A 25,199-nucleotide genomic window follows, 5' to 3' on the forward strand; every position below is an offset into this window, starting at 1 on the left:
ATGGGGGAATTTTTGTAATGAAAAAGTATCAAAATATTTTTAATCCATTAACAGTAAAAAATATGACTATTAAAAATAGAATAGTGATGACACCTATGGGAACTAATTATGGTGAGCAAAATGGTGAAATGAGTTTTCTTCATATGGATTATTATGAGCAACGTGCAAAAGGTGGCGTTGGTTTAATAATAGTTGAAAATGCAAGTATTGATTCACCACAAGGTTCAAATGGAACAACTCAACTTAGAATTGACCATGATAATTACATTCCAAGATTGTTTAAATTATGTGAAACAGTTCATAGTCATGGAGCATGTATTGCAGTTCAAATAAACCATGCTGGGGCATCAGCTCTTTCATCAAGGATAAATATGCAACCTGTTTCAGCATCTAACTTGCCTTCAAAAAAAGGTGGAGAAATTCCAAGACCTTTACAAAAAGAGGAGATAACAGCTATTGTAAAAAAATATGGTGAAGCGGCTAAAAGAGCCCAAGTAGCTGGTTTTGATGCGGTTGAAATCCATGCAGGACATTCATATTTAATAAGCCAATTTTTATCCCCAACTACTAATAATAGAACAGATGAGTTTGGTGGAAGTAAAGAGAATAGAGCACGTTTTGCAAAAATGGTTATGGATGAAGTTAGAAGTCAAGTTGGACCAATGTTTCCAATAATGATTCGTATAAGTGCTGATGAACTTGTTGAAGGTGGAAATACTTTAGAAGATACTTTAGAACTTTTAGAATATTTTGCAGAGGAAGCTGATATAATAGACGTTTCAGCTGGTCTTACCGGTTCAATACAGTATCAGATAGATGCCAACTATCTAAAAGATGGATGGAGATCGTTTATGGCTAAGGCTGTTAAAGAAAAGTTTAATAAACCAGTTATAACAACAGGAAATATAAGAAATCCTAAAATTGCAGAGAAAATATTAGAAGATGGTGATGCCGATTTAATTGGAATGGGACGTGGACTTATAGCTGAACCAGAATGGGTAAATAAGGTGGAATCAGGAAGAGAAGATGAACTTCGTAAATGTATATCTTGTAATATAGGATGTGCAGGACATCGTATAGGAATAAATAGACCGATACGTTGTACAATAAACCCAGCTATAAATATTGGAGAAGGATATAAAAAGGAAAAAATTAAGAATTCTTGTAATGTAGTAGTAATAGGTGGGGGAACAGCTGGTCTTGAAGCAGCTTGTACTGCTGCAGAAGTTGGATGTACAACATTCTTGATTGAGAAGAAAGATGTTTTAGGAGGGTTAGCTCATGAAATATCAAAAATACCAGATAAAAATCGTTTAGCGGATTTTCCAAACTACTTAATAAATAGAGCGAGTAAATTAAATAATCTTTTTGTATTTAAAAATAGAGAAGCTGATATTAAATTTATAGATAGTTTAAAGCCTAATATAATAGTAAATGCAACAGGTTCAAATCCTTTACTACCTCCGATAAAAGGGTTAAAGGAAGCTATGGAGAAAGAAAATTCAAAGGTTGCATCAATAAAAGAGATGATTGAAAATATTCCTAATTATCCAGAAGATATGATTGGTAAAAAAGTTGTGGTAATAGGTGGAGGAGCAGTTGGATTAGATGTAGTTGAGTTCTTTGCACCTAGAAATGCTAAAATTAGTATAGTTGAAATGCAACCAGTTATAGGTAAGGATTTAGATCCTGTGACTAAGGTTCAAACTTCTACATTAATAGAAAAGCATGATGTTTTAGAGTTAACTAATACAGCACTTTTAGAAGTTAAAGATAATTCGTTTATTGTAAGACGTGATGGTAAGGAAGAAGAATTAGAATTTGATTATGGTTTTGTATGCCTTGGAATGAGAGCAAATGCACCAGTTTTAGAGAGTTTAAGAGAAAATTTTGATTCTTCTAAAGTTGAAATAGTAAATATCGGAGATAGTGTTCGTGCAAGAAGAATAATAGAAGGTGTACAAGAAGGTAGAAATATATTAAATACATTAAGAAAAAGAAATTATTTATAAATAAAAAAGAATCCTAAACTTAGTTTAGGATTCTTTTTATATAAAGATTTAAACAAACGTTATTAAATTCTACAGCAAATTTGAAACAAAAAAATTATTTTATATGTTATATTAAATTAACATAATAATCTTTAAGTAAATTTTTTATAGATTTATTAGGTAAAGTTTCTGTAATAATCCCATTAAAATCAACTATATTTGAAAAAATAAAACTAGAACTTGTTTCAAATTTATCATTTAGCATTACTAAAAATAATTCTTTAGAAATACTTATAATGGTTCTTTTTGTTGATGCATCTTCTGATAAATTAGTACTTATACTCCCATCTCTAAGGTCAAATCCTGTGCAACCAATAAAAGCTTTATCACAGCGATATTTTTTGATTTGAGAAATGGCATACGAACCAATGCTCCCACCTACAAAGGGGTTGTAATCTCCACCTATAAATATAAATTTAGCTTTTGAATCCACAGGGATTAATGATGATATTTCGTACATATTCGTTATTAAAGTTATTTTTTTATTATTTTTTACTATTAATTTTGCAATCATGTAAGATATAGTAGAAGAATCTAAAAATATAGTTTCATTATCTTTTATTTCTTTAAATGCTTTTTTCGCAACTATCTCTTTTAAATCAATATTTTTTTCGACACGTTTATTAAAACTTTCACAGCTACTTATCGTATTTTTTATGTTTATTGCTCCGCCATATGTACGTTGTAATAAATTTTCTTTTTCTAAAAATTGCAAATCCTTTCTAATCATGCTTTCACTTATATTAAATTCTTTGCTTAAATCTTTTACTAGAACTTTTCCGTTTTTTTCAAGAAGATCTAAAATATATTTGTAACGTTCCTCTATAAACATCCATATTCTCCTTAATAATTATTGTTTATTCTCATTATAATATATAATTTGAAATAAATTAAAATACAATTGACAAATGATAATAAAAATAATAAAATGATAATAAAAATAATAAAATAATAATAAATAGTAATTAGGGGGATTGTTATGAGGAGAGCTGTATTTTTTGATATAGATGGAACACTTTTAGATTGTATTAATGGTTTAATAGATATATCGCCAAAGGTTAAGAAGGCTATTAGAGATCTTCAAGAAAATGGGGATTATGTTTTTATTGCCTCAGGGAGACCTTATGCTTTTTTAAACAAAACTATATTAGATTTTGGATTTGATGGCTTTGTTTTATGCAATGGTGCTTATGTAAAAGTAAAGGATGAAGTTATTTATAGTGAAGAAATTGATAAAGAGTTTTTAAGAAAAATGACAACAAAATTTAAAGAGAATAATATTCAATATATTTTAGAGGGACAACCTTATTCATATATAAGTGAAAATAATGATGATTTTATTAATTTTTACAAGAGTATTGGAATTGAGAGCAATTTGATTTTGAATGATTGTTGTGATATAGAAAATACTAATGTTTATAAAATAGAAGCTTTTTGTTGTGATAAAAATGATAGAAGTGTATGTATGGATTTGGTTAATGCTAATTTGGACTATGGATATTTTAATAGTATAGATGAAAGATTTTTTGAAATTTATTTAAAGAAAAATCATAAAGCTAATGGAATATTAAAAGCATTAGAATATTTAGAAATTCCTCTTGAAAATAGTTATGCATTTGGAGATGGCGATAATGATGTGGAAATGCTTGAAACAGTTGGTTGTGGAATAGCTATGGGAAATGCATCAGATAGAGTTAAAAGTTATGCTAAGGAAATAACAGATACAGTAGCAAATGATGGAGTAGCTTTGGGTATAGAAAAATATATAGGGATTCCTGTATTAAAATAGAGGATTTTATCTATTATAATGTAATATTTTTATTAAATAAAATTGTCTAAATAGCAGTTTCTATTGAGTTGGAAACTGCTATTATCTTGTTGTTTTATATTATTTTAAAATAGGTGTTAATAAAATCTTTCTATAATATCTTCTTCTTTAATATAATCTATTATTTTTTCAAGTTTTAAAATAGTATCATCTTTAAATGACTTAGCACATTGGAATGAGCAAAAAGGTTTAGGTAAGAGATTATTATCTAAGGTGTAGTATATTTTAGAATTTTGTTTAATTTCCTTTTTGCATTTAATACATATTTTCTTCATTATTGAAATCCCCCTTATAAAAAGCAATAACACTATTAAAATTTTACACGTAGCTGTAATTAAATAATAGCATAAAGGTAGTCAAAAATGAATTGTAAAGAATTACTTAATGTATTTTTGTCATGAATGTTGATGACAAAACTTAGGTTTGTAAAAATTGAAATATAATGGTAATAAAATATAATTATATTATAAAAATGTTAAATAGGATTTTTAAGGATAATAATCAAATTATAAAAAGCGCCAGAGCTTAAGTAGATTAAAATTTTATTTAAGTTGACGAGGATAGGGAATATCGAAATTTCGGCGGATACCCTACGGTACTTTACACTATCGAAAAAAATTGGACAAAACTTAAAAGTAATTTTAAGGACAAAACCAATTGAGTGTAAAATTAACCTTAAGTTTCTTATTTAATTTAGTAAATAATTAAATGGGGGAATGAAAAGTATGTGTGGAATAGTTGGATATGTAGGAGAAAGAGAAGCAATAGAAGTTTTAGTTAATGGTTTATCTAAATTAGAATATAGAGGTTACGATTCAGCAGGAGTTGCAGTAATTGAGTATAAACAAATTAAAGTTAAAAAATGTAAAGGAAGACTTAAAAATCTTGAAACAAAATTAAAGGAAAAACCTTTAACAGGAAATATAGGGATAGGACATACAAGATGGGCAACTCATGGAGAACCATCAGATATAAATTCACACCCACATAGTAATGAAACAATTACAATTAGTGTAGTTCATAATGGAATAATAGAAAATTATGCTCAATTAAAACAATGGCTTAAAAATAAAGGGTATAAATTTTCTTCAGAAACAGATACGGAAGTTATTCCAAATCTTTTAGATTATTATTACGCTGGGGATTTACTAGATGCTGTTATAAAAGTTACTAGCAAACTTGAAGGTTCTTATGCAATAGGGGTAATGTGCAACAACGAACCAGATAAGGTAGTAGCAGTTAGAAAGGATAGTCCATTAATAGTAGGTGTTGGAAAAGATGAATATTTTATAGCATCAGATATTCCAGCTATATTAAACTATACTAGAGATGTTTATTATCTAAATGATAAAGAGTTTGTAGTATTAGATAAAAAAGGTGTAAGTATTTATAGCGAGGATAGAGAAGTTATTAATAAAGATATATCACATATAACTTGGAGTGTTGATGCAGCTGAAAAAGATGGTTATGAAGATTTTATGTTAAAGGAAATACATGAGCAACCAAAGGCCATAAGAAATACTATGAAATCAAGAATAGTTTTAAATAATCCAATTAATTTAGATGATATTAAATTAACCAAAGAGGATTTGGATAAAATAGATAGAATTTATATTGTAGCTTGCGGTACTGCATATAATGCTGGAATTATTGGTAAAAATGTTATAGAAAAGCTTGCAAGAATCTCTGTTGAAACAGATATAGCATCAGAGTTTAGATATAAAGATCCTATAATAACTAAAGATACATTAGTTATTGTATTAAGTCAGTCAGGAGAAACAGCAGATACTTTAGCGGTGCTTAGAGATTCAAAGGCTAAAGGGGCAAGAACTATAGCTGTTACTAATGTTGTTGGAAGTTCTATAGCTAGAGAAGCACATAATGTATTGTATACTTGGGCGGGACCAGAAATAGCTGTTGCATCAACAAAAGCTTATGTAACACAATTAATTATTTTGTATTCTATAGCATTACATCTTGCTGATTTGAGAGAAACGATTTCTAATGAAGAAATTGAAAAAATAAAGACAGAGATGTTATTATTGCCTGATAAGGTTCAAAGAATATTAGATAACAAGGAAGAAATACAAAAATTTGCATCTAAACATTATAATGAAAAGGATATGTATTTTTTAGGAAGAGGAATGGATTATGGTGTTGCAATGGAGGCTGCTCTTAAACTTAAAGAAATAAGTTATATTCATTCAGAAGCTTATGCAGGTGGTGAATTAAAACATGGAACGATAGCATTAATTGAAAAAGGTATTGTAGTTGTAGCTTTATTTACACAAGAAAAATTAGTAGATAAAATGGTTAGCAATATACAAGAGGTTTTAACAAGGGGTGCTGAAGTTTTAGGTGTTATGTGTGAAAAAGATTCGTATAATAAAGAGTTGATAGAATCAAAAATAATAATTCCAGATACGTTAGATATATTAACACCAGTATTAAGTGTTGTACCATTGCAATTATTTGCGTACTATGTTTCTAAAGCAAGAGGTTTAGATGTAGATAAACCAAGAAATTTGGCAAAATCAGTTACGGTTGAATAATATTTAAAAGTGGATTCATTTGAATCCACTTTTTTAGATTAGGCTAGTATTATCAAAATTCCTTTAATAATGCGTATAAATTCAGTATAATTATATTTATAATTTACTAAAAATATTATTAAAGGAAGTGATTGTATGGAATTGTTGCCGCTTGGATCTATAGTTATTTTAAAAGGTGGATTTAAAAAGTTAATGATTATAGGTAGAAAAATAGTTCAAGGTGAAAATAAAGAATTTTATGATTATTTGGGTTGTCTTTATCCTGAAGGAGATATAGGGGAAGAATATAAATTTATTTTTAATAATAAAGATGTGGATAAAATCATTTTTAGAGGGTATGAAGATGAAGAGGATGAGGCTTTTAAAAAAGCAATAGATAGGATAAAAGATATAGATATTTAAAGTGTAAAGAAGTATAAAATAGTAATTCGATTAATAACGAATTACTATCTTTAATAATTATAATGGTATAATATTATTGCTTTGAAGATTTTAGTTCAAAAGTTAAAGTATAAAGCAATAATATTAATGACTATATGGAGAGAATAGAATGAAAAAGAATAAATTGAATTCTAGACAAAAAGAAATAATAAAAATATTAACAAAGTCTAAGGTTGATAGTCCAATTACTACGTCTATGATTGCAAAAGAATTATCTTTAAGTGCTAGAACTGTATTAAGAGAAATGCCTAAAATCGAGGAATGGTTAGATGAAAATGAATTTAATTTTATAAAGAAACCAGGAGTTGGTTTGATTATTGATGAAAATTTAGAAAACCAAGAATTAATATTAGAATTATTAGAAATTGAAAAAATAAAGAAAGAATTTAGTAAGGAAGAACGAAAAAAAATAATAGTAGGAGAGTTGTTAACTGCAAAGGAGCCTTTAAAATTATTTTACTTTACTTCACAACTTAAGGTATCAGAGGGAACATTAAGTGGGGATTTAGATGATATAAATAAATGGCTTATAAAATTTGATATAAAATTAATAAGAAAGCCAGGGCTTGGTATATATGTTCGAGGTGAGGAAACTAATTTTAGAAAAGCTTTGGTAAATTTGCTCTATGATAGTATAAATGAAAACGAATTAATAGATGCTGTTGAAGAATCTAAAGCCTCTAAAAGAGATGAAGAGATATTAGAGGTTTCAGTAGAAAATAGGCTGCTTAAATTTATAGATAAAGCTATAATAAAATCTGTTGAAAATACAGTAAGTACTTTAGAAGATGCATTAAATATTAAATTAGCAGATAGTGCATACATAGGATTAGTAGTGCATTTAGCACTGGCAATACAAAGAATAAGAAATAATGAAAAAATTTCTATGGATGAAGAGACATTAAAGCAATTATCAAGCCTTCCAGAGTTTTTAATGGCAGAAAAAATTATAACAGTAATAGAAGAGGAGTTTGATATAGATATTCCAAAAGATGAGGTCGGATATATAACTATGCATTTAAAAGGTGCTAAATTAAGGTTAAATAGCACGGCAGAGGATTTTAATTTATCCAATTTAGATGTAAAGCAAGTAGCTTATAATATTATATGTATAGCTGAAAAAGAGTTTGGTGTTTATTTAAGGGAAGATGGACGCTTAATAGTAGATTTAACTAATCATCTGGTTCCTGCTATAAGTAGATTGAAAATGAAACTTAACATAAGAAATCCATTATTAGAAAATATAAAAGAAAATTATTTTAGAGAATTTGAGATATGTTCAAAGGCGTGTAGTATTTTAAAAGATATAACAGGATTATCAGAAATACCAGAATCAGAGGTTGCATATATAACTATGCATATTGCAGCAGCTTTGGAAAAAAATATGTCAGATGAAAAAGTAAAAGTTGTAATAGCTTGTCATACAGGGATTGGAACATCTAGGTTATTGATGTCTATTATAGGAAAGGAATTTAAGAGCATAGAGGTTAAAAAAACAATATCTTCTATAAATATAGATACTGAAAAATTAAAAGAAGAAGGAATTGATTTTATAATTTCTACTGTGGGATTAAAAGTAGATTATAAATATATTAGAGTAAATACAATAATTACAGAACAAGATAAAATGCTTATTGAAGATAATATTAGAAGAGTTTTAAAGAAAAAGAAATATGAAAAAATCACAGAAAAACACGATGTGAGGAATGTTAAAAACAAGATTAGAATAAGTAGAAAAGACATAGATGAGATATCAAGGTTAGGTGATAATATTAATTCTTTGCTTGAAAGTATATCTGTTAAACAAATAAGTAAAGTTAGTTCTATAAGAGAATTAATACACGAAGCAAGTATTTTATTTTCATATAGTGAGAATAATGTAAAGGAGATAGAAGAAAAGCTTGTAGAGAGGGAGTTAATTGCTAGTACGTATTTATCCAAACTAAATATTATGTTGTTACATTGTAGAATTTCATCCATAAACAATATAAGGTTTGGATATATAAGATTAAAAAAGATTTTAAGAGAAGAGGACAAGCTTATTGAAGGTGCAATTGTTGAATTAGTAGCTGAGGGCTTTAAAAATGTTCATACTGAAATTATGAGTGAAATAAATGAAAGCTTGATTGAAAAAGAAGAATTCATAAGAATATTAAAACAAAAAAGTGAAAGTGATGTTATAGATAAAGTGGAGGAGATATTAGTTGAATTATATAAAAGAAAAATAGATAAAAGTTTTGAGGGGATTTAAATAATGGTAGTTAGAGAAAATGTGCAAAAGTGTGGAAAGTTTCTTAGTAGCATGATTATGCCTAATATAGGTGTTTTTATGGCTTGGGGAATAATGGCTACACTTTTTATGCCATTTGGATGGATACCTAATGATAGATTAGCTAAAATTGTACACAGTATGTCTATATTTATTTTACCAATTGTAATAGGAAGTTCTGGTGGAAAGTTAACAGGAGGAATAAGAGGAGGAATAATTTCAATGGTAGCTACTATGGGAGTTATTGCATCATCTAATATACCTATGATTCTTGGGGCTATGATAATAGGTCCATTGTCAGGCTTAGTAATAAAAAGGTTTGATAAGGTTGTTGCTAATAAGGTACCGATAGGTTTTGAGATGTTAGTAGATAATTTTTCAATGGGAGTAATAGCTGTAATAATGCTTATAGTAGGATATTATATTGTAGGGCCTTTTGTAGTTATGTTAACACAAATAACAATGATTGGAATGAATATGATAATAGCTAGAGGATTATTACCTTTAACATCTATATTTATTGAACCTGCCAAAGTATTATTTTTAAATAATGCGATTAATCATGGAATTTTAGGTCCTCTTGGAATTGAACAGATACAGCAATCTAATAAATCAATAATGTTTTTACTTGAAGCAAATCCAGGACCAGGATTTGGAATGTTATTAGCTTATTGTTTATTTAGTGGAGATGATGGAAAAAAGGTGGCTTGGGGTGCTGCAATTATTAATTTTTTTGGGGGAATTCACGAAATTTATTTTCCTTATATTATAAAAGAACCAATGCTTATAATAGGAACTATTTTAGGTGGAATGGCTGGGATTTCAACAGCATCTATTTTGAAAGTTGGTTTGGTATCATCAGCATCTCCTGGTAGTATATTTACACTAATTGCACTATCTCCTAAGGATGAAATATTAAAAACAGTAATTTGTGTAGCTAGTGCTACAATAGTGTCATTTATTGTTAGTGTAGTATTACTTAAAATATTACATAAAAACAGTAGTTTAAATAGAGTGAAAGAAGTAAATGATATGGTAAAGTTAGATCAATTAATGAGTGAAGAAATTAAAAAAATAGTATTTGTTTGTGATGCAGGTATTGGTTCTAGTGCAATGGGAGCTGCTAGTTTTAGAAGAAAAATTAGAAACTTAAATTTAAATATTATAGTTGAAAATTGTTCTGTTGATGATGTTGTAGCAGGCACAGATTTAGTTATAAGTCATTCTAACTTAAAGGAAAGATGCAAAAAAAGCTACCCAGAGTCTAAATGTGTATTTATAGATAATTTTTTTGATGATGATAAATTAGATATGTTATATGAAATATTAAAGAATAAATCTATAAATGAAGCACATGAGAAAGAAAATAAAAAAGGTAAGAGTGAATTAAGGTTTATTGACGAAGAAAGTTCAATGCTGATTAATGAAAATATTATATTAGGCTTGGATAGTGAGGCAAAAGAAGAGGCTATAACACGTGCAGGAAGATTATTAGTGGATAGAGGATTTGTAACAGAAGAATATATTGCTTCTATGAAAGAGAGAGAGATGGCTTATTCTACCTACATAGGTAGAGGGGTAGCTATTCCTCATGGAACAAGTGAAGGAAAAGAAAGAATTAAAAAATCAGGAGTAGTAATACTTCAGTATCCTAAAGGAGTTAATTTTGGTCAAGGTATTGTATATATACTGATAGGTATTGCAAGTACTGGGGAAGAACATTTAAAAATAATGGCTCATATTGCGGAAATGTTAGAAAATGAAGAATTAATAAATAGATTAGATACAATAAGTGACAAAGATGAGTTGTTACGTTTGTTTAATAAAGAGATGGTTTAAGGTGGAAGCTATATAAATAGAGATTTATAAGATACTTTATTTATATAGTTTTTTTGTATTTACGTTAAAAATACCTTTGCTTTAATGATATTTATTATATTGTTGTCACTAATAATAGTGACAAGGATAAGACTTCTTAAAATTGAAAAATAAGTATTGAAATTTTATAATTAACTCATAAAGAAAAAGTTTACAATAAAGAAATGAATATCATATGAGGAGGGGGAAATATGAATACTACGAAAATAAATGCAAAAGATGGCATGCAAAAATTTGGTAAATTCTTAAGTGGTATGGTAATGCCAAACATAGGTGCATTTATAGCATGGGGACTAATAACAGCATTATTTATATCAACAGGATGGGCACCTAATGAAAAGCTAAATGGATTAGTTGACCCTATGGTTAAATTTTTATTACCTCTATTAATAGCATATACAGGTGGAAAAATGATTGGAGATGTAAGAGGGGGTGTGATGGGAGCTATAGCTACAATGGGTGTTATTATTGGAGCCGATATACCAATGTTTATAGGAGCAATGATAATGGGACCATTAGCAGGGTTTGTAATAAAACAATTTGATAGAGTTGTTCAAGGCAAGGTTCCAGCAGGGTTTGAAATGCTAGTAAATAACTTTTCAATAGGTATACTTGGAATGTTAATGGCGATACTAGGCTTTTATGCAGTAGGACCATTAGTAGTAATGGCAACAGGCTTTCTAGCAGCAGGAGTATCAATAATAGTTTCAAAAGGATTATTACCTTTAGTATCAATATTTATAGAACCAGCTAAGGTATTATTTTTAAATAATGCAATAAATCATGGTGTTTTAGGACCGATAGGGATAGAACAAGCGCAACAAGCAGGAAAATCAATAATGTTTTTACTTGAAGCAAATCCAGGACCCGGTCTTGGAATAATATTAGCATACTGGATGTATAGTAAAGGAAGTGTTAAACAATCAGCTCCAGGAGCTGCAATAATACACTTTTTTGGAGGAATTCATGAAATTTATTTTCCTTATGTGTTAATGAATCCAATTTTAATAATAGCAGCTATTTTAGGAGGAGCAGCAGGAGTATTAACATTTTCAATATTTGGAGCTGGATTAGTTGCAACAGCATCACCGGGAAGTATATTTGCACTTATGGCTTTAGCTCCAAAAGGAGGAGTTTTTGGAATATTGGTAGGAGTTTTAGTTGCAACAGCAGTATCATTTATAGTTGCAGCACCATTTGTTAAAAGAGCAGCTAAAAATGGAGGAGCAGAGAATTTAGAGGAAGCAAAGAATAAAATGAAAAACATGAAAAATAATACTACTATAAGTGTAAGTAAAGATACGGTTAAAAAGATAGTTTTCGCATGTGATGCTGGTATGGGATCTAGTGCTATGGGAGCTACTAAGTTTAGAAATAAAATAAAATCTTTAGGATTAGGCATAACAGTTACAAATTCATCAGTTGATGATATACCAAAGGATACAGATATAGTTGTAAGTCATATGAAATTGATAGAAAGAGCAAAAGCAAGTTCACCTCAAGCTGATCATGTATTTATAGAAAACTTTTTGCAAGATTCTAAATTAGATGAGTTGTATTTAATATTAGAAGCTAGGGCAAATAGTAAAGGTTTAGAGGAAAAAGAAATTGAAGAAGTTCAAGTTGTTGAAAAGGAAGTTGCAACTACTGATAAATCATCAATATTGACTGAAAACAATATACTTTTAGGATTAGAAAGTGAATCAAAAGAAGATGCAATAACTCGTGCAGGTAGACTTTTAGTTAAAGGTGGGTATGTTAAAGAAGGTTATATTGATGCTATGCATGAGAGAGAGAAAGTTGTTACAACATACATTGGAATGGGAGTTGCAATACCTCATGGCATTGGCGAGGCTAAAAAACAAATAGAAAAATCAGGTGTAGTTGTTCTTCAGTACCCTAATGGAGTTAAGTTTGGAGATGAATTAGCTTATTTGGTAATAGGTATAGCTGGAGCTGGTGATGAACATTTAGAAATACTTTCAAATATTGCGACATCATTAGAAAATCCAGATTTAGTTGAAAAATTAAATAGTACTAAAAATAAACAGGATATATTAAGTGTATTTTAAAAAATGAGGGGGAATAGTGTTATGAAAAAAGCAATACAATTTGGAGCAGGGAATATAGGAAGAGGATTTATTGGGGCGTTACTTTCAAAAGCAGGATATCATGTAGTTTTTGCAGATGTAAATAGAGAAATAATTAATAAAATAAACGAAGATAAAAGTTATACAATACATGTAATGGATGTAGAATGTAGTGAGGAAAGGATAGAAAACATTAGTGGAGTTTTATCAATAGAGGATAGTATATTTAATGAAATAAAAACTGCCGAAATAATAACTACAGCAGTAGGACCAGCTGTACTTCCTAAAATAGCACAAACATTAGCTAAGGGAATACGATTAAGAAAAGAAGAAAAAATGGAATCTTATTTAAATATAATAGCTTGTGAAAATGCAATAAATGCAAGTTCTCAATTAAAAGAAGAAGTTAAGAAATATTTAAATGAAGAAGAATTGAAGTATTTAGAAAAATTTGTAGGATTCCCCAATTGTTCTGTTGACAGAATAGTCCCACCAGTAAAAAGTGAAAATATATTAGATGTTGTAGTTGAGAGATTTTATGAATGGAATGTTGAGGAAGCAGCTTTTAAAGGAGAAATTCCTAAAATAGATGGCATGAACTTAGCAAATAATTTAATGGCTTATATAGAAAGAAAGTTATTTACATTAAATACTGGACATGCAATAACAGCTTATTTTGGATATCTTAAAGGTCTTAGTACAATTGATGAAAGTATAAATGATGAAAAAATATATAATTTTGTTAGAAAAGCTATGATAGAAAGCGGTAAAGGGCTTATAACAAAGCATAACTTTAATGAAGAGGAACATTTAAAATATATTGATAAAATAATTGGAAGATTTAAAAATCCATATTTAAGGGATGATGTTTCAAGAGTTGGTAGAGAACCGTTGAGAAAATTAAATGAAAATGATAGATTGATAAAACCATTAATGACAGCTAGAGGATTTAATATAGATACAGATAATTTACTTTTAGGTGTAGGTGCTGCACTTCACTATAATAATAAAGAAGATAAACAAAGTGTAGAACTTCAAGAATTAATTAAAGAGAAGGGAATAAAGAATACTTTAGCAGAAATTGCAAAGTTACCTAATAACAATGATATTTTAGATAGGGTAGAATATTACTACAATAAAGTAGAATCAATTATTGCAAATTAGGCATATTAAAACTTTGTCAAAGTAATAGTCTATGGAAAAGAAAAAGTTATAAAATAGTTTATAAAGTTAATTTAATTATTATAAAAGGAAATTAATTATCTAGTTAAAAGTTATAATTAATTTCCTTTTTAATTTAATAAATTTTATTTAAGCTCAATTACTTTATTTTCTTTTAAAGATTTAGAGGCATCTATTACTCTTTGATTAGAAGAACCTCTATATTTTAACATGATATTTCTATTAGCAATTTGAAATTTACCGTCTATTAAAACATCTACTTCATTTAATAATTCCAATCTTTTAGGGTTATTTATTATTTCTTCAAAAGTATATCCAGACCAAAGCCATATAGGTTTATTAGTTTCTTTTTTTATTCTTCTTAATAGATTTAATAAAGTACCATCTTTAATTTGTTGCATAGGTTCTCCGCCTAAAATATTAACACCTTTAACATGTGGATTTAATGTATATGAAATAAATTCATCTTCTTTTTCTTTAGTAAATTCATTGCCATAACTAAAATTTTGTTGGTCTTTATTAAAACAACCTTCACAATTATGGGTACAACCACTTACAAAAAGAGTAGTCCTAATATCAGGTCCATTAGTAACATCTAATTTTCTAATTTGTGCGTAATTCATTTTATCACCCTTTATATTTTTCTAAAACTAAACCATGTAAAACTTTAGTCTTTTCTCTTGTTGAAATATATGGAGTTTCAGAATTAATAATTTTTTGTATAAACTTATGGCTAACTCCATAGTGTAGTTCAAAATATTCCTTACATAAAAGTACAGAATCAAAAGAGAGTTCCTTACCATTTAGAAAGCCTTTAACTTTTCTAGATACTTGAGAAGAAATTTTTTCTTTGGTTTCTTTTAGGTGCGTTTTTCCTAGCATAGCTTCGCTTTTCTTTTTATTCCATTGTAATATTTGTTCTTCTGTCATATAATCTTTAACGTTTTTACCATACATGGGATTATTTTTACCTTTATACATTCCTTTTTTAGATTCACTCATTTTTTTCTTCGATTCTTCTGAATGAAAGTGACCTTTATTTTTACCTAAACAACTTAATCTCATTTTAGAAGAGTATAAAATCTTTTGTTCTGGAGACATCATAGATACGATATCTCCACCATCACCACCCCAAGTTTGGTTGGTTAATTTATAACCATATTGAAATATATATAAATCAATATACCAGCATTCTATTTGTAAAGCTTCTTTATCTGTAAGATTACTATTTAATATATTAATAGCAATTCCTATTGAATTTTCCTCGCAATATTTTAATATATCGCAAAAATGTTTATTTCTTTTTCTAATGGTAAAACATCTATCATTTTTTCCTTTTCCTACATAGAACGGTTCATTAGTATCTAATCTTATCCATTCATAAACATAGTAGTTTTTCAACTTAGTTCTCCTTAAAGGGCTAAAGGTGTAATACTCTATCACCTATTTCAGCTGTTCTTCCTTTATTCCAGAAATTTGTTCCTATATCCTTCCATACCCTCGGTTTCCCGATATTTAAATAGGGAGTGGACTATACCTTCACATTGAATGTGTTGCTATTATAGTCTCTGAACCTTCTCCATTTTAAAGGAGCTTGGATGCTGATTGCCCAATCTGTATAATTTTCAAACATTCACACTTATTGTTTCCAATTATGTTGTAGTTTATACAGCTCTAAGGGTGTTCCAGCAGTTTAAGCAATTTAACGTGAGCCTATATTGTTAACCCACAAGTTCTTCTCATAACTTGCATTTCATCTTGGTCGCTATTACCACAAGATGGGCAATGCCAAGTTAAATCTTCTTTATCTAATTGAATTTCACCAGTATAACCACATTTATAACATATATCTGGTTTTGTATTAATTTCAGCATATTGTACATTATGATATATAAAGTTTATTATGCTTTCAACAGCTTCAACATTTTTACTCATGTCGGGTACTTCTATATATGAAATGCATCCCCCTAGTGATATATCATGGAATTGAGATTCGAATTTTAATTTTGTAAATGCATCAATTTCTTCACATACATGTACATGATAAGAATTTGTATAGTATAGTCTATCAGTTACATTTTTTATTTTACCAAATCTTGCTGTATCTATTTTGCAAAATCTATATATTAGACTTTCAGCAGGAGTTCCATAAAGACTAAATCCAAGTCCTGTTTCATCTTTCCATTCATTGCATTTATCTGTCATGTATTTCATTACCTTTATGGCAAACTTTTCTCCATCTCTTGTTGTATGACTAACCCCAAGCATTGCATAAGTTAACTCGCATATTCCAACATATCCAAGAGATAAAGTAGAGTAACCATTTTTAAGCAATTCATCTATTCTTTGTCCTTTTTCAAGTCTAGCTATGGCTCCATATTGCCAATGTATAGGACTTGCATCAGAAGTTATTCCAAGAAGCATTTTATGTCTAGTTAAAAGTGCCTCTTTACATAACTGTAATCTTTCGTCAAATATTTTCCAAAATAAATCCATATCGCATTTAGCAAGTATTCCGATTTGAGGTAAATTTAGACTAATAACTCCTTGGTTAAATCTACCATACCATTTATAATCCCCATTATTATCTTTCCAAGGTGAAAGATGGCTTCTACATCCCATTGGTGGGAAAGTATTCCCTTCATAATTTTTTCTCATCATTTTAGCACTTTGATAATCAGGAACTAATCTTTTAACAGTACATTTTGCAGCAAGTTTAGTTATATAATCATATTTTCCACCTTCAAGACAATTGTGGCTATCTAAAAGATATACAAGTTTTGGGAATGCTTCACCTATTTCTTGACCTTTATAATTTTTCATTCCTTCCAATCTTTGTTTTATCATTTCCTCACAAATTAACGCCATTTCCTCTTCGTATGGATGTCCTTGTTCAATTTCTAAATAAATTGTAGAAAATGGGGCTTGACCATTTGTTGTTTGTAAGGTTGATAATTGATATCTTATAGTTTGTATTCCATCTTTAAGTTCTTTCATTTTAGCATCTAAAGATAATTTTTTAGCTAAATTTTCATCACCTAATAATTCTAAATAGTGATTGAAAGCTTTTTCTTCTGTAACTTTAAGATATTTAGCTAAATGTTTAATAGTAATACTTTGTCCACCATATTGATTAGATGAAACTTGTGCTATGATTTGAGTTGCCACGGTACATGCAGTTCCAAAAGATTTAGGTTCTTCTACTAATTTTTCATTAATAACAGTTCCGTTTAAAAACATATCTTCTAAATTAACTAGGCAACAGTTAAACATAGGAGATAAACTATAATCCATATCATGCCAGTGAATAGCTCCTTCATCATGAGCTTGCACTATATATGCAGGAATTAATTTTCTTCTTGAAATGTCTTTAGACACCTCACCTGCAATTAAATCTCTTTGAGTTGCTGAAACTACTGGGTTTTTATTAGAATTTTCATTCATTACATCTTCATTTTGTTTATTTAGTAAATTTAATATACTTTCATCAGTAGTATTAGTATTTCTCTTAAATTCTTGAACAGCTCTATAACCTTCATAAGCCCTAGCGGTTTCTACTTGACCATAATGAACAAGTCTATCATATACATAACTTTCAATATTATAAATTGTACATGTTTCTTTTTGTTCATTAAAATATTTTTCTGCATCATTTGCTATAAGTTCTGCTATGTTTAATACGTAAATTCCACTACCATTTTTCATAGCTTTTGATATAGCTTCTTTAATTTTCTCCTTATTAAATTCTACTGTACTTCCGTCCCTTTTAATAACTTCCACAAAACCACTCCTAGACTTTATATTTATTTGAATTTTATATATTAAAAATAATATTTAAATATTAAACTAATATTTTTTAAAGACACAGGATATTGTACTATTATTTTTGAGTACACACAAGATATAGAAGTTTTGAAATTTTAAGATTCTAAGCAATATTCTCACAAAGACGTTATTTTTCTACCTAAGTTCTTATATTTTTAAAGTTTTGTTTGTTAATATTTATGTGTTACTTTTTGATAATAAGTGCTTATATGTATCAATTAATGATTAAAAAAAGTGAATAATTTTAAATTATTTATTATAGCGGTAGGCAGATAAAAGAGGGTTTATAGTTATAAAATGTGGAGAATAATATATGTTGACATCTAAATAAAAGAATGCTATTATTTTGTTCATATAATGAACAGTTTGAACAAAAATAAATAAGGTGAGTTAAATATGATACTTGTAGATAGATGGATAGATATTTCAGAATATTTAAAAGAAAAAAAGTATGCTTCTATGGAAGAATTAATGCAAAAATTTCAGTTATCAAGGTCAACAGTAAGAAGAACTTTAATAGCTATGGAAGAGAGAAATTTATTAAAAAGAGTACGGGGCGGAGCTGAAGTAATAGAAGATGAAGTTCCACTTACAATAGTGGATTGTGAAAATATTTTTAATACTAATAAAGAGGCAAAAATTAAAATTGCAAAAAAAGCAGCGAAGTTGATAGAAGATAATGATGTAATATTTATAGATTCTGGTTCAACATGCTTTTATATGATAGACCATATAGAATCTAAGGGCATTACTGTGGTGACAAATGGAATAGTGCATATACAAAAGTTAATGTCAAAAGGTATAAATACTTATATTTTAGGTGGTTATGCAAAGCCAGAGAAAAATTTAATTATGGGTGAGGATATAATAAATAAAATAAGGGTTATGAATTTTGATAAAGTTTTTTTAGGTACCATGGGAATAGATGCAAGAAGTGGCTTTACAACAATGATGCTTGAAGATGGAGAAGTTAAAAAAGCGGTTATAAAGTCTTCAGAGAAGTGTTATATTCTTGCGGATAAATCAAAATTTAATGTGAGAAGGTTTTATACTTATGGTGAATTTAATGAAGCAACAATCATAACTGATTCTAAAATAGAGTTTGAAGACGGGAGAGCGAAAATTATATATTGAATAGTTGCTAATGATTAGAAGTATATAAATAAGAAAAGCTGTGTAGAAGGAATTTTCTATGCAGTTTTTTTATATAATCAAGACATAAAAATTCTTTATTTGAATTGTAAATGGATTATTTGTTGACAAAAGTTCAAAAAATAAATAAAATAAAGATGAAGAAAATGGATAAATTAATTAGTGAATAAATGGGAGGGGTTATTTATGAATAATGTTAAGTTTCCAAAAAATTTTTTATGGGGAGGAGCTACTGCTGCAAACCAATTTGAAGGAGCGTATAATGAGGATGGTAAAGGATTATCAATACAAGATATAATGCCAAAAGGAATAACTGGTCCTATAACCGAAATCCCTACAGAAGATAATATGAAATTAATAGGAATTGATTTTTATCATAGATATAAAGAAGACATAAAGCTATTTGCTGAAATGGGATTTAAAACATTTAGGATGTCAATTGCGTGGTCAAGGATATTTCCTAATGGAGATGATATTGAACCAAATGAAAAAGGGTTGGAATTTTATGATAATGTTTTTGATGAGTTAGCTAAATATGGAATAGAGCCATTAGTCACATTATCGCATTATGAAACTCCGTTAGCATTGGCAAGGAATTATAATGGATGGACTGATAGAAGACTTATAGGTTTTTTTGAAAGGTATGCTAGAACTGTATTTACAAGATATAAAGATAAGGTTAAATATTGGTTAACTTTCAATGAGATTAATTCAGCTCTACATTTTCCACTAATGAGTGCAGGAATATTAACTCCAAAGGAACAATTATCAAAACAAGATTTATATCAAGCGATGCATCATGAATTAGTTGCAAGTGCATTAGCTGTTAAAATTGGGCATGAAATTAATCCAGAATTTAAAATTGGTTGCATGATTTTAGGTGTTCCTAATTATCCTTTAACTGCAAATCCAAGTGATGTAATTAAAGCAATGGAACAAGATAGGGGAACATTGTTTTTTGGGGATGTACATGCTAGAGGAAAATACCCTAAATATATGAATAGGTATTTTAAGGAAAATAACATAGAAATTAAAATGGAGGAAGAAGATACTCAAATACTTAAGAATACAGTAGACTTTGTTTCATTTAGTTATTATATGAGTTCATGTGCAACAGCTGATCCAGAAAAAAATAGAGTTGGAAAAGGAAATCTTATTTCAGGGGTACCAAATCCGTATTTAAAATCTTCAGAATGGGGTTGGCAAATAGATCCTCAAGGATTAAGATATATTCTTAATTTTTATTATGATAGATATCAAAAACCATTATTTATAGTTGAAAATGGGCTTGGGGCAGTAGATAAGCTAATTACTGATGAAAATGGAAATAAGACTGTAAATGATGATTATAGAATTAACTACTTAAATGATCATTTAGTTCAAGTTGCTGAAGCGATTGAAGATGGAGTTGAACTTATGGGATATACTACATGGGGATGTATAGACTTAGTATCTGCATCAACAGCTGAGCTTAAAAAAAGATATGGATTTATTTATGTTGATAGAAATGATGATGGAACTGGGACTTTGGAAAGATATAAGAAGAAGAGTTTTAATTGGTATAAAGAAGTAATTGCTACTAATGGAGGCAGTTTAAATAAGTCTTGATTAGTGGTTTAGTAAGTTTTTGTTGAATAGAAAGGGAAGAATTATACTAATTTATATGGTATAATTTCCCTTGATTTAATAAATGATTATATAAAGTATTTTCTAATAAAGTAAGTTGGCGTACAACTCCAAGCATGGCAATAACTATTTATTAAGTTAGAACCATATGGAGATTCAAATTTGTTCTGAGGATTATATAATTCCCAAAAACAATCAGCTCCATCTTTTAACATTTCACCCCAATATGATCTAATAAGCTCTAAAGCTTTTTCTTTTTTATCACTTATTATAAGTGCTTCTATTAAATGATGATACATATAAGGTGTTATCATATTAATTTTAGGATTAATCTTAAATAATCTATCTAATAATTTAGAGTTTTCTTCTTTAGTAAATACTTCAGCTAGAACCATCCAGGCTTGAGATGCCCATGAAATTTGCTTTTCTTTACCACTAGTAAATACCCCTTTTTCTTCATCAAATAAATATTCTAAAGCAGCATTAGAGATAAATTTAATATTTTCTTCTAAGTATTTAGTAGAAGATTCATCATTTAATATTTCAGATAAAACTTTTCCTTGTTTCATTGTATATATTAAAACTGCTTGGGCAGGAGTTTGCTTATTTAAATCTGGATGCCAATCAGTAAAGTTCCACCAACCTTCAGCATCTTTAACAATTCCAGTTTCATCAACTCTAGATAGTGCAAGCTCAATTTGCTTCAATGCCATTGGCCATAAATCATTTAGTGTAGACTCATCCTTTGTTTCTAAATAGTAATCATGTAAAATTGATACAAAGAATAGAGAATAATCGAATAAAACAGTATCATCAACTAAAAGTTTAGGTTCTAAGAATAAACAAGCACCAATTTGTCCATTATCTTCTGGTAAGCCAGCAAATAAATAAAGGCATCTTTTAACAAGATCATAGTTTTTTATACTATAATAATTTGCAAGAGCTTGAAGTCGTAAATCTCCAATCCAAAGTCTTCTATCTCTTTTAGGGCCATCTTCAAACACTAAATGCATGCAATCTTGTAATGTTTTAATTGCTACTTTATCCATTTTAATTAAATCTTTATCTAAAGATTCTGGTAGAGGCGTAATGTTACATGTGTTAGCAGAAGTAACAGTAGTACAACTGATTTCTTCAAATTGAACGTTATACTTTTGAGAAGTTGCAATAACTTCTATTTTTAAGTATCTAAAAGCATATCTTCTAGGTAAAGTTAAGTTACATGGTAGAATATCAATATTTATTATTTCTTCTTGTAACCAAGAGCGACTAATCCAACCATTATAATTTTCATGAGGTTCTGCAATTTCACATGGAACTTCACCAAGTGTTAATTTTAATCTTAAAGGGGCATCTTGTGGACTACCTGTAGAGTTAATTTTTAAATTTAAATATCCAACGTTATGGTCACCAAAATCTACAATGAAACTTTCATTAGTATCAAAAGAGCGTTTATTTAAACTTTTAATTTCTCCAATTTTGTTCACTTTCCAACCATGTAAACTATTTTTATCAGAAATTATTTCAACTTCTGAAATCGGGTATACCGTTGATTCAATTAAATTTGGTTTTAAGTTTTCTGCGATATCTAAAAAATATGAATTATTCATTTTATATTCCTCCTGAAATTAAATTTTTACTATTCATTAGTAGTTGAAACTGCAGCAGCATTGCGAGAATCTAATTCTTCTTTTATTTGTGGGTATATTTTATCCAATTTATAGAATTTCATTGTTATCATTGAACAAACTGTTAATACAATAGGAATTATTAAATATAATGATTTAATAGCTAATATAGCTTCAGATGTTTGAGATGCATTTGCAACATATCCACCAGCGGCCAATAAAGCTCCAGACAAACCACCGGCAATAGCTTGAGCACATTTTCCCACAAATCCATTAACAGCAGATAATGTACCAGCAGCGTTAATTCCTGTTTTCCATTCACCATAATCAACTGGATCAGCTTGCATTGAGAAGTAAATAGTTTGCTTTAAACCTAAACCAAAAGCACTAATAAATGCACCAGCAATTATAATTGGAGTTAGTGTTCTAGCAATAAGTATTATAATCATACCAACAATATGAATTCCAGAACCAATTAGGAATAATTTTGTTTTTCCTAACTTTTTACTGAGATAAGGAACTAAGAAATTTGTAGCTAATGGAACTAATGAAGAAATTGTTGCTACTACTGCGCCTAAAGATGAATTTCCAACATAGTAAGCAAAGTAATAAACTAGTGCACCAGATTGTATGAATATTGCACCAAACATAAATATTATATTTAAGGCAAATAGTTGCCAAGGGGTATTTGTGCTTAGTGATTTTAAAGCTTTCTTTAATGTGACTTTTTTTTGAACTACTTGTACTGTTTCTCTTGTATTAAAGAAAGATATAAAGAAAATTATAGAGCTTATAATACCGAATAAAAGCATTGTACTCTTAAAACCTAAAGCCTGATTTCCTTTACCAAAGAAAGCAACTAAAACTAATGCAAATGAAGAAACAGCAGTTGATCCAACAAATGAAAAGAACATTCTAGAAGAAGCTAAGGCTGTTCTTTCTTGTGTATCAGAAGTTAAACTTGGCAATATAGATGCCATTGGGATATTTACGATAGTGTAGCAGAGTGATAATAAGAAATAAGTAATATATGCATAAATTAATTTTCCATTAGCAGATAAGTCAGGAACGCTAAAGGCTAAGTATGCACAAACTGCAAATGGTACTGCACCAAACAATAAGTAAGGTCTTGATTTTCCCCATTTGGTATTTGTTTTATCTATACAATAACCAACTAGTAAGTCTGTTACTCCATCAATTACTCTTGTAACAACAAACATGGCACTTACAGCTAAAGCATTTAAGCCCATTACGTCAGTATAGAAGAACATAAGGTACAAACTAATCATTTGCCATATTAGATTACAGGCTAAATCTGAAATTCCATACCCAATTCTTTGTCGCCAAATTCCAATTTTCATAAATAAATTTCCCCTCTATATATAAAATTAAATTGTTTATAAATTTATAATATAGTAAATGTTTTCAAAAAAGGATTGAGAAATTTATTCAAAAAAGTTGATATATTTTAAACTGTAATGTATTGTTTATATTGTTAAGATTTTTATAAGGGGGATGGAGTGGATGAATATAAAAGAGGTAGAAGAACTTTTATTTTCTTATACTGAAGATGAAAAGTGTTATAAGGAATACTATAAATCTAAAGACAATAAAGATAAGTTAAGGCAATTTTTAAAAAATATTGATTTGAATTTTGTTATAGATAAGAATATATTAATTGATGAACTAAAGGAGTATATAAACTTTCCAACAGAAATGAATGAAAGCTTATTTTTTGAGGAAAATAGCATTGGAGATATTATTATGTATAAGCATTATAGATATACTCCAGCTTTTTATCATAAACATTCATTTTTCGAAATATTATATGTTTATTCAGGGGAGATTACTCAAAAGATTAACGGTGAATCTGTCAATCTAAAGCAAGGTGATATATGTATGGTTTCACCGGAAGTAGAACATAGTTTAGGTGTTTTTGATGATAGTGTAATAATAAATATATTAATAAAAAAGAGTACTTTTAATGATACTTTTTTTGAGATATTAAGAAGTAATAATGTTTTATCATCATTTTTTGTTAAAATATTAAATAGTAAAAAGTATAATAATTATATAATATTTCATACTGGTGAAGATCATGTAATAAAAGAAACAGTGCTAAATATGTACAAAGAATTTATAGAAAATGAAAGATATAATGAAAAAATTTTAAATAATATGTTGATGATATTTTTTGCATATATTTTAAGATATCATGAAAACGATATAGAGACACCTAATGAAATAAATCATGAAACAGACAAGATAATAGAGATTATAAATTATATCCAAGATAACTATGCTTCAATAACATTGAGTAAATTAGCTAATGAGTTTCACTTTACAATTCAATACTTAAGTAAAATAATTAAGTTGTATACAGGAAAAACTTTTAGTGAAATAGTACAAAAAATAAAGATGGATAAGGCAAGTACTCTTTTGTTAAATACTAATTTTACTGTAACTGACATATCATATATGGTAGGGTACGATAATAAGGAACATTTTATTAGAACTTTTAAAAAAAATTTTGGAGTGTCCCCAACTCAGCATAGAAAGGGTATTAAAAATTAAAAAAGATCAATTATTTTGAATAATAATAACAATTGGAAATTAATTAAATATAAGTTAAAATATAAGTATAAACTTTTAAAGTAGAGTGAGAGGGGGAAGGAAT

General features: G+C 28.4%; 18 protein-coding genes. 11 read left to right on the forward strand and 7 right to left on the reverse strand.

Going from position 1 to position 25,199, the window contains the following annotated elements; all coding sequences use genetic code 11:
• Positions 1 to 17: 17 nt before the first annotated feature.
• On the forward strand, positions 18 to 2,012 hold the full coding sequence (locus HH195_RS03035) for an oxidoreductase (protein ID WP_196371519.1): 1,995 nt from the start codon (positions 18 to 20) through the stop codon (positions 2,010 to 2,012).
• Between the two features lie 106 nt (positions 2,013 to 2,118).
• On the opposite strand, the gene HH195_RS03040 is transcribed toward HH195_RS03035, so the two are convergent.
• Positions 2,119 to 2,883 (reverse strand): DeoR/GlpR family DNA-binding transcription regulator, encoded by a 765-nt coding sequence (locus tag HH195_RS03040; protein WP_055258544.1) that lies wholly within the window; start codon positions 2,881 to 2,883, stop codon positions 2,119 to 2,121.
• Positions 2,884 to 3,030: 147 nt separating this feature from the next.
• Between HH195_RS03040 and HH195_RS03045 the strand changes: the two genes are divergently transcribed.
• Positions 3,031 to 3,840: an HAD family hydrolase gene (locus tag HH195_RS03045; RefSeq protein ID WP_196371520.1), complete on the forward strand. Its 810-nt coding sequence runs from the start codon at positions 3,031 to 3,033 to the stop codon at positions 3,838 to 3,840.
• Between the two features lie 116 nt (positions 3,841 to 3,956).
• On the opposite strand, the gene HH195_RS03050 is transcribed toward HH195_RS03045, so the two are convergent.
• On the reverse strand, positions 3,957 to 4,154 hold the full coding sequence (locus tag HH195_RS03050; protein ID WP_196371521.1) for a hypothetical protein: 198 nt from the start codon (positions 4,152 to 4,154) through the stop codon (positions 3,957 to 3,959).
• A 450-nt stretch (positions 4,155 to 4,604) separates the two neighbouring features.
• Here HH195_RS03050 and glmS point away from each other — a divergent pair, with 450 nt between their 5' ends.
• The 6 genes from glmS (at position 4,605) to HH195_RS03080 (ending at position 14,273) form a co-directional block, all read left to right on the forward strand.
• Positions 4,605 to 6,431 (forward strand): glutamine--fructose-6-phosphate transaminase (isomerizing), encoded by a 1,827-nt coding sequence (glmS, locus tag HH195_RS03055; RefSeq protein ID WP_196371884.1) that lies wholly within the window; start codon positions 4,605 to 4,607, stop codon positions 6,429 to 6,431.
• Between the two features lie 135 nt (positions 6,432 to 6,566).
• Entirely contained in the window at positions 6,567 to 6,833 is a 267-nt protein-coding gene (locus HH195_RS03060; RefSeq protein WP_196371522.1) for a DUF4176 domain-containing protein, read from the forward strand.
• A 148-nt stretch (positions 6,834 to 6,981) separates the two neighbouring features.
• Positions 6,982 to 9,123: a BglG family transcription antiterminator gene (locus HH195_RS03065; protein ID WP_196371523.1), complete on the forward strand. Its 2,142-nt coding sequence runs from the start codon at positions 6,982 to 6,984 to the stop codon at positions 9,121 to 9,123.
• A 3-nt stretch (positions 9,124 to 9,126) separates the two neighbouring features.
• Positions 9,127 to 10,980 carry a PTS mannitol transporter subunit IICBA gene (locus HH195_RS03070; RefSeq protein WP_196371524.1) on the forward strand — a complete coding sequence of 618 codons (1,854 nt, stop codon included), beginning with the start codon at positions 9,127 to 9,129 and terminating at the stop codon, positions 10,978 to 10,980.
• Positions 10,981 to 11,210: 230 nt separating this feature from the next.
• Entirely contained in the window at positions 11,211 to 13,091 is a 1,881-nt protein-coding gene (locus HH195_RS03075) for a PTS mannitol transporter subunit IICBA (protein WP_196371525.1), read from the forward strand.
• 21 nt (positions 13,092 to 13,112) lie between these two features.
• Positions 13,113 to 14,273 (forward strand): mannitol-1-phosphate 5-dehydrogenase, encoded by a 1,161-nt coding sequence (locus HH195_RS03080; protein ID WP_196371526.1) that lies wholly within the window; start codon positions 13,113 to 13,115, stop codon positions 14,271 to 14,273.
• Between the two features lie 143 nt (positions 14,274 to 14,416).
• Here HH195_RS03080 and nrdG read toward each other — a convergent pair whose 3' ends face one another.
• From nrdG to nrdD, 3 genes are all read right to left on the reverse strand, one after another.
• Positions 14,417 to 14,914, reverse strand: coding sequence for an anaerobic ribonucleoside-triphosphate reductase activating protein (nrdG, locus tag HH195_RS03085; RefSeq protein WP_058992997.1), 498 nt, complete (start codon positions 14,912 to 14,914; stop codon positions 14,417 to 14,419).
• 4 nt (positions 14,915 to 14,918) lie between these two features.
• Positions 14,919 to 15,692: an NUMOD3 domain-containing DNA-binding protein gene (locus HH195_RS03090; RefSeq protein WP_196371527.1), complete on the reverse strand. Its 774-nt coding sequence runs from the start codon at positions 15,690 to 15,692 to the stop codon at positions 14,919 to 14,921.
• 312 nt (positions 15,693 to 16,004) lie between these two features.
• Entirely contained in the window at positions 16,005 to 18,071 is a 2,067-nt protein-coding gene (gene nrdD, locus HH195_RS03095; RefSeq protein WP_196371528.1) for an anaerobic ribonucleoside-triphosphate reductase, read from the reverse strand.
• 441 nt (positions 18,072 to 18,512) lie between these two features.
• Between nrdD and HH195_RS03100 the strand changes: the two genes are divergently transcribed.
• Together HH195_RS03100 and HH195_RS03105 are read left to right on the forward strand one after the other, a co-directional pair.
• Positions 18,513 to 19,250: a DeoR/GlpR family DNA-binding transcription regulator gene (locus HH195_RS03100; RefSeq protein ID WP_058993003.1), complete on the forward strand. Its 738-nt coding sequence runs from the start codon at positions 18,513 to 18,515 to the stop codon at positions 19,248 to 19,250.
• A 204-nt stretch (positions 19,251 to 19,454) separates the two neighbouring features.
• Positions 19,455 to 20,876: a glycoside hydrolase family 1 protein gene (locus HH195_RS03105; protein ID WP_196371529.1), complete on the forward strand. Its 1,422-nt coding sequence runs from the start codon at positions 19,455 to 19,457 to the stop codon at positions 20,874 to 20,876.
• Between the two features lie 86 nt (positions 20,877 to 20,962).
• On the opposite strand, the gene HH195_RS03110 is transcribed toward HH195_RS03105, so the two are convergent.
• On the reverse strand, positions 20,963 to 22,504 hold the full coding sequence (locus HH195_RS03110) for an alpha-L-rhamnosidase-related protein (protein WP_196371530.1): 1,542 nt from the start codon (positions 22,502 to 22,504) through the stop codon (positions 20,963 to 20,965).
• A gap of 29 nt (positions 22,505 to 22,533) precedes the next feature.
• On the reverse strand, positions 22,534 to 23,883 hold the full coding sequence (locus tag HH195_RS03115) for a glycoside-pentoside-hexuronide (GPH):cation symporter (RefSeq protein WP_196371531.1): 1,350 nt from the start codon (positions 23,881 to 23,883) through the stop codon (positions 22,534 to 22,536).
• 163 nt (positions 23,884 to 24,046) lie between these two features.
• Here HH195_RS03115 and HH195_RS03120 point away from each other — a divergent pair, with 163 nt between their 5' ends.
• Positions 24,047 to 25,096: an AraC family transcriptional regulator gene (locus HH195_RS03120; RefSeq protein ID WP_196371532.1), complete on the forward strand. Its 1,050-nt coding sequence runs from the start codon at positions 24,047 to 24,049 to the stop codon at positions 25,094 to 25,096.
• Positions 25,097 to 25,199: the final 103 nt, after the last annotated feature.

Origin of the sequence: Candidatus Sarcina troglodytae (assembly GCF_015708635.1) — a bacterium.
Lineage (GTDB): Bacteria > Bacillota > Clostridia > Clostridiales > Clostridiaceae > Sarcina > Sarcina ventriculi.

What these genes read in the sequence shown, in the direction of transcription:
- HH195_RS03035 (WP_196371519.1), top strand. Translation starts at nt 18, where the DNA reads ATGAAAAAGTATCAAAATATTTTTAATCCATTAACAGTAAAAAATATG.
- HH195_RS03040 (WP_055258544.1), bottom strand. Translation starts at nt 2,883, where the DNA reads ATGTTTATAGAGGAACGTTACAAATATATTTTAGATCTTCTTGAAAAA.
- HH195_RS03045 (WP_196371520.1), top strand. Translation starts at nt 3,031, where the DNA reads ATGAGGAGAGCTGTATTTTTTGATATAGATGGAACACTTTTAGATTGT.
- HH195_RS03050 (WP_196371521.1), bottom strand. Translation starts at nt 4,154, where the DNA reads ATGAAGAAAATATGTATTAAATGCAAAAAGGAAATTAAACAAAATTCT.
- glmS (WP_196371884.1), top strand. Translation starts at nt 4,605, where the DNA reads ATGTGTGGAATAGTTGGATATGTAGGAGAAAGAGAAGCAATAGAAGTT.
- HH195_RS03060 (WP_196371522.1), top strand. Translation starts at nt 6,567, where the DNA reads ATGGAATTGTTGCCGCTTGGATCTATAGTTATTTTAAAAGGTGGATTT.
- HH195_RS03065 (WP_196371523.1), top strand. Translation starts at nt 6,982, where the DNA reads ATGAAAAAGAATAAATTGAATTCTAGACAAAAAGAAATAATAAAAATA.
- HH195_RS03070 (WP_196371524.1), top strand. Translation starts at nt 9,127, where the DNA reads ATGGTAGTTAGAGAAAATGTGCAAAAGTGTGGAAAGTTTCTTAGTAGC.
- HH195_RS03075 (WP_196371525.1), top strand. Translation starts at nt 11,211, where the DNA reads ATGAATACTACGAAAATAAATGCAAAAGATGGCATGCAAAAATTTGGT.
- HH195_RS03080 (WP_196371526.1), top strand. Translation starts at nt 13,113, where the DNA reads ATGAAAAAAGCAATACAATTTGGAGCAGGGAATATAGGAAGAGGATTT.
- nrdG (WP_058992997.1), bottom strand. Translation starts at nt 14,914, where the DNA reads ATGAATTACGCACAAATTAGAAAATTAGATGTTACTAATGGACCTGAT.
- HH195_RS03100 (WP_058993003.1), top strand. Translation starts at nt 18,513, where the DNA reads ATGATACTTGTAGATAGATGGATAGATATTTCAGAATATTTAAAAGAA.
- HH195_RS03105 (WP_196371529.1), top strand. Translation starts at nt 19,455, where the DNA reads ATGAATAATGTTAAGTTTCCAAAAAATTTTTTATGGGGAGGAGCTACT.
- HH195_RS03110 (WP_196371530.1), bottom strand. Translation starts at nt 22,504, where the DNA reads ATGAATAATTCATATTTTTTAGATATCGCAGAAAACTTAAAACCAAAT.
- HH195_RS03115 (WP_196371531.1), bottom strand. Translation starts at nt 23,883, where the DNA reads ATGAAAATTGGAATTTGGCGACAAAGAATTGGGTATGGAATTTCAGAT.
- HH195_RS03120 (WP_196371532.1), top strand. Translation starts at nt 24,047, where the DNA reads ATGAATATAAAAGAGGTAGAAGAACTTTTATTTTCTTATACTGAAGAT.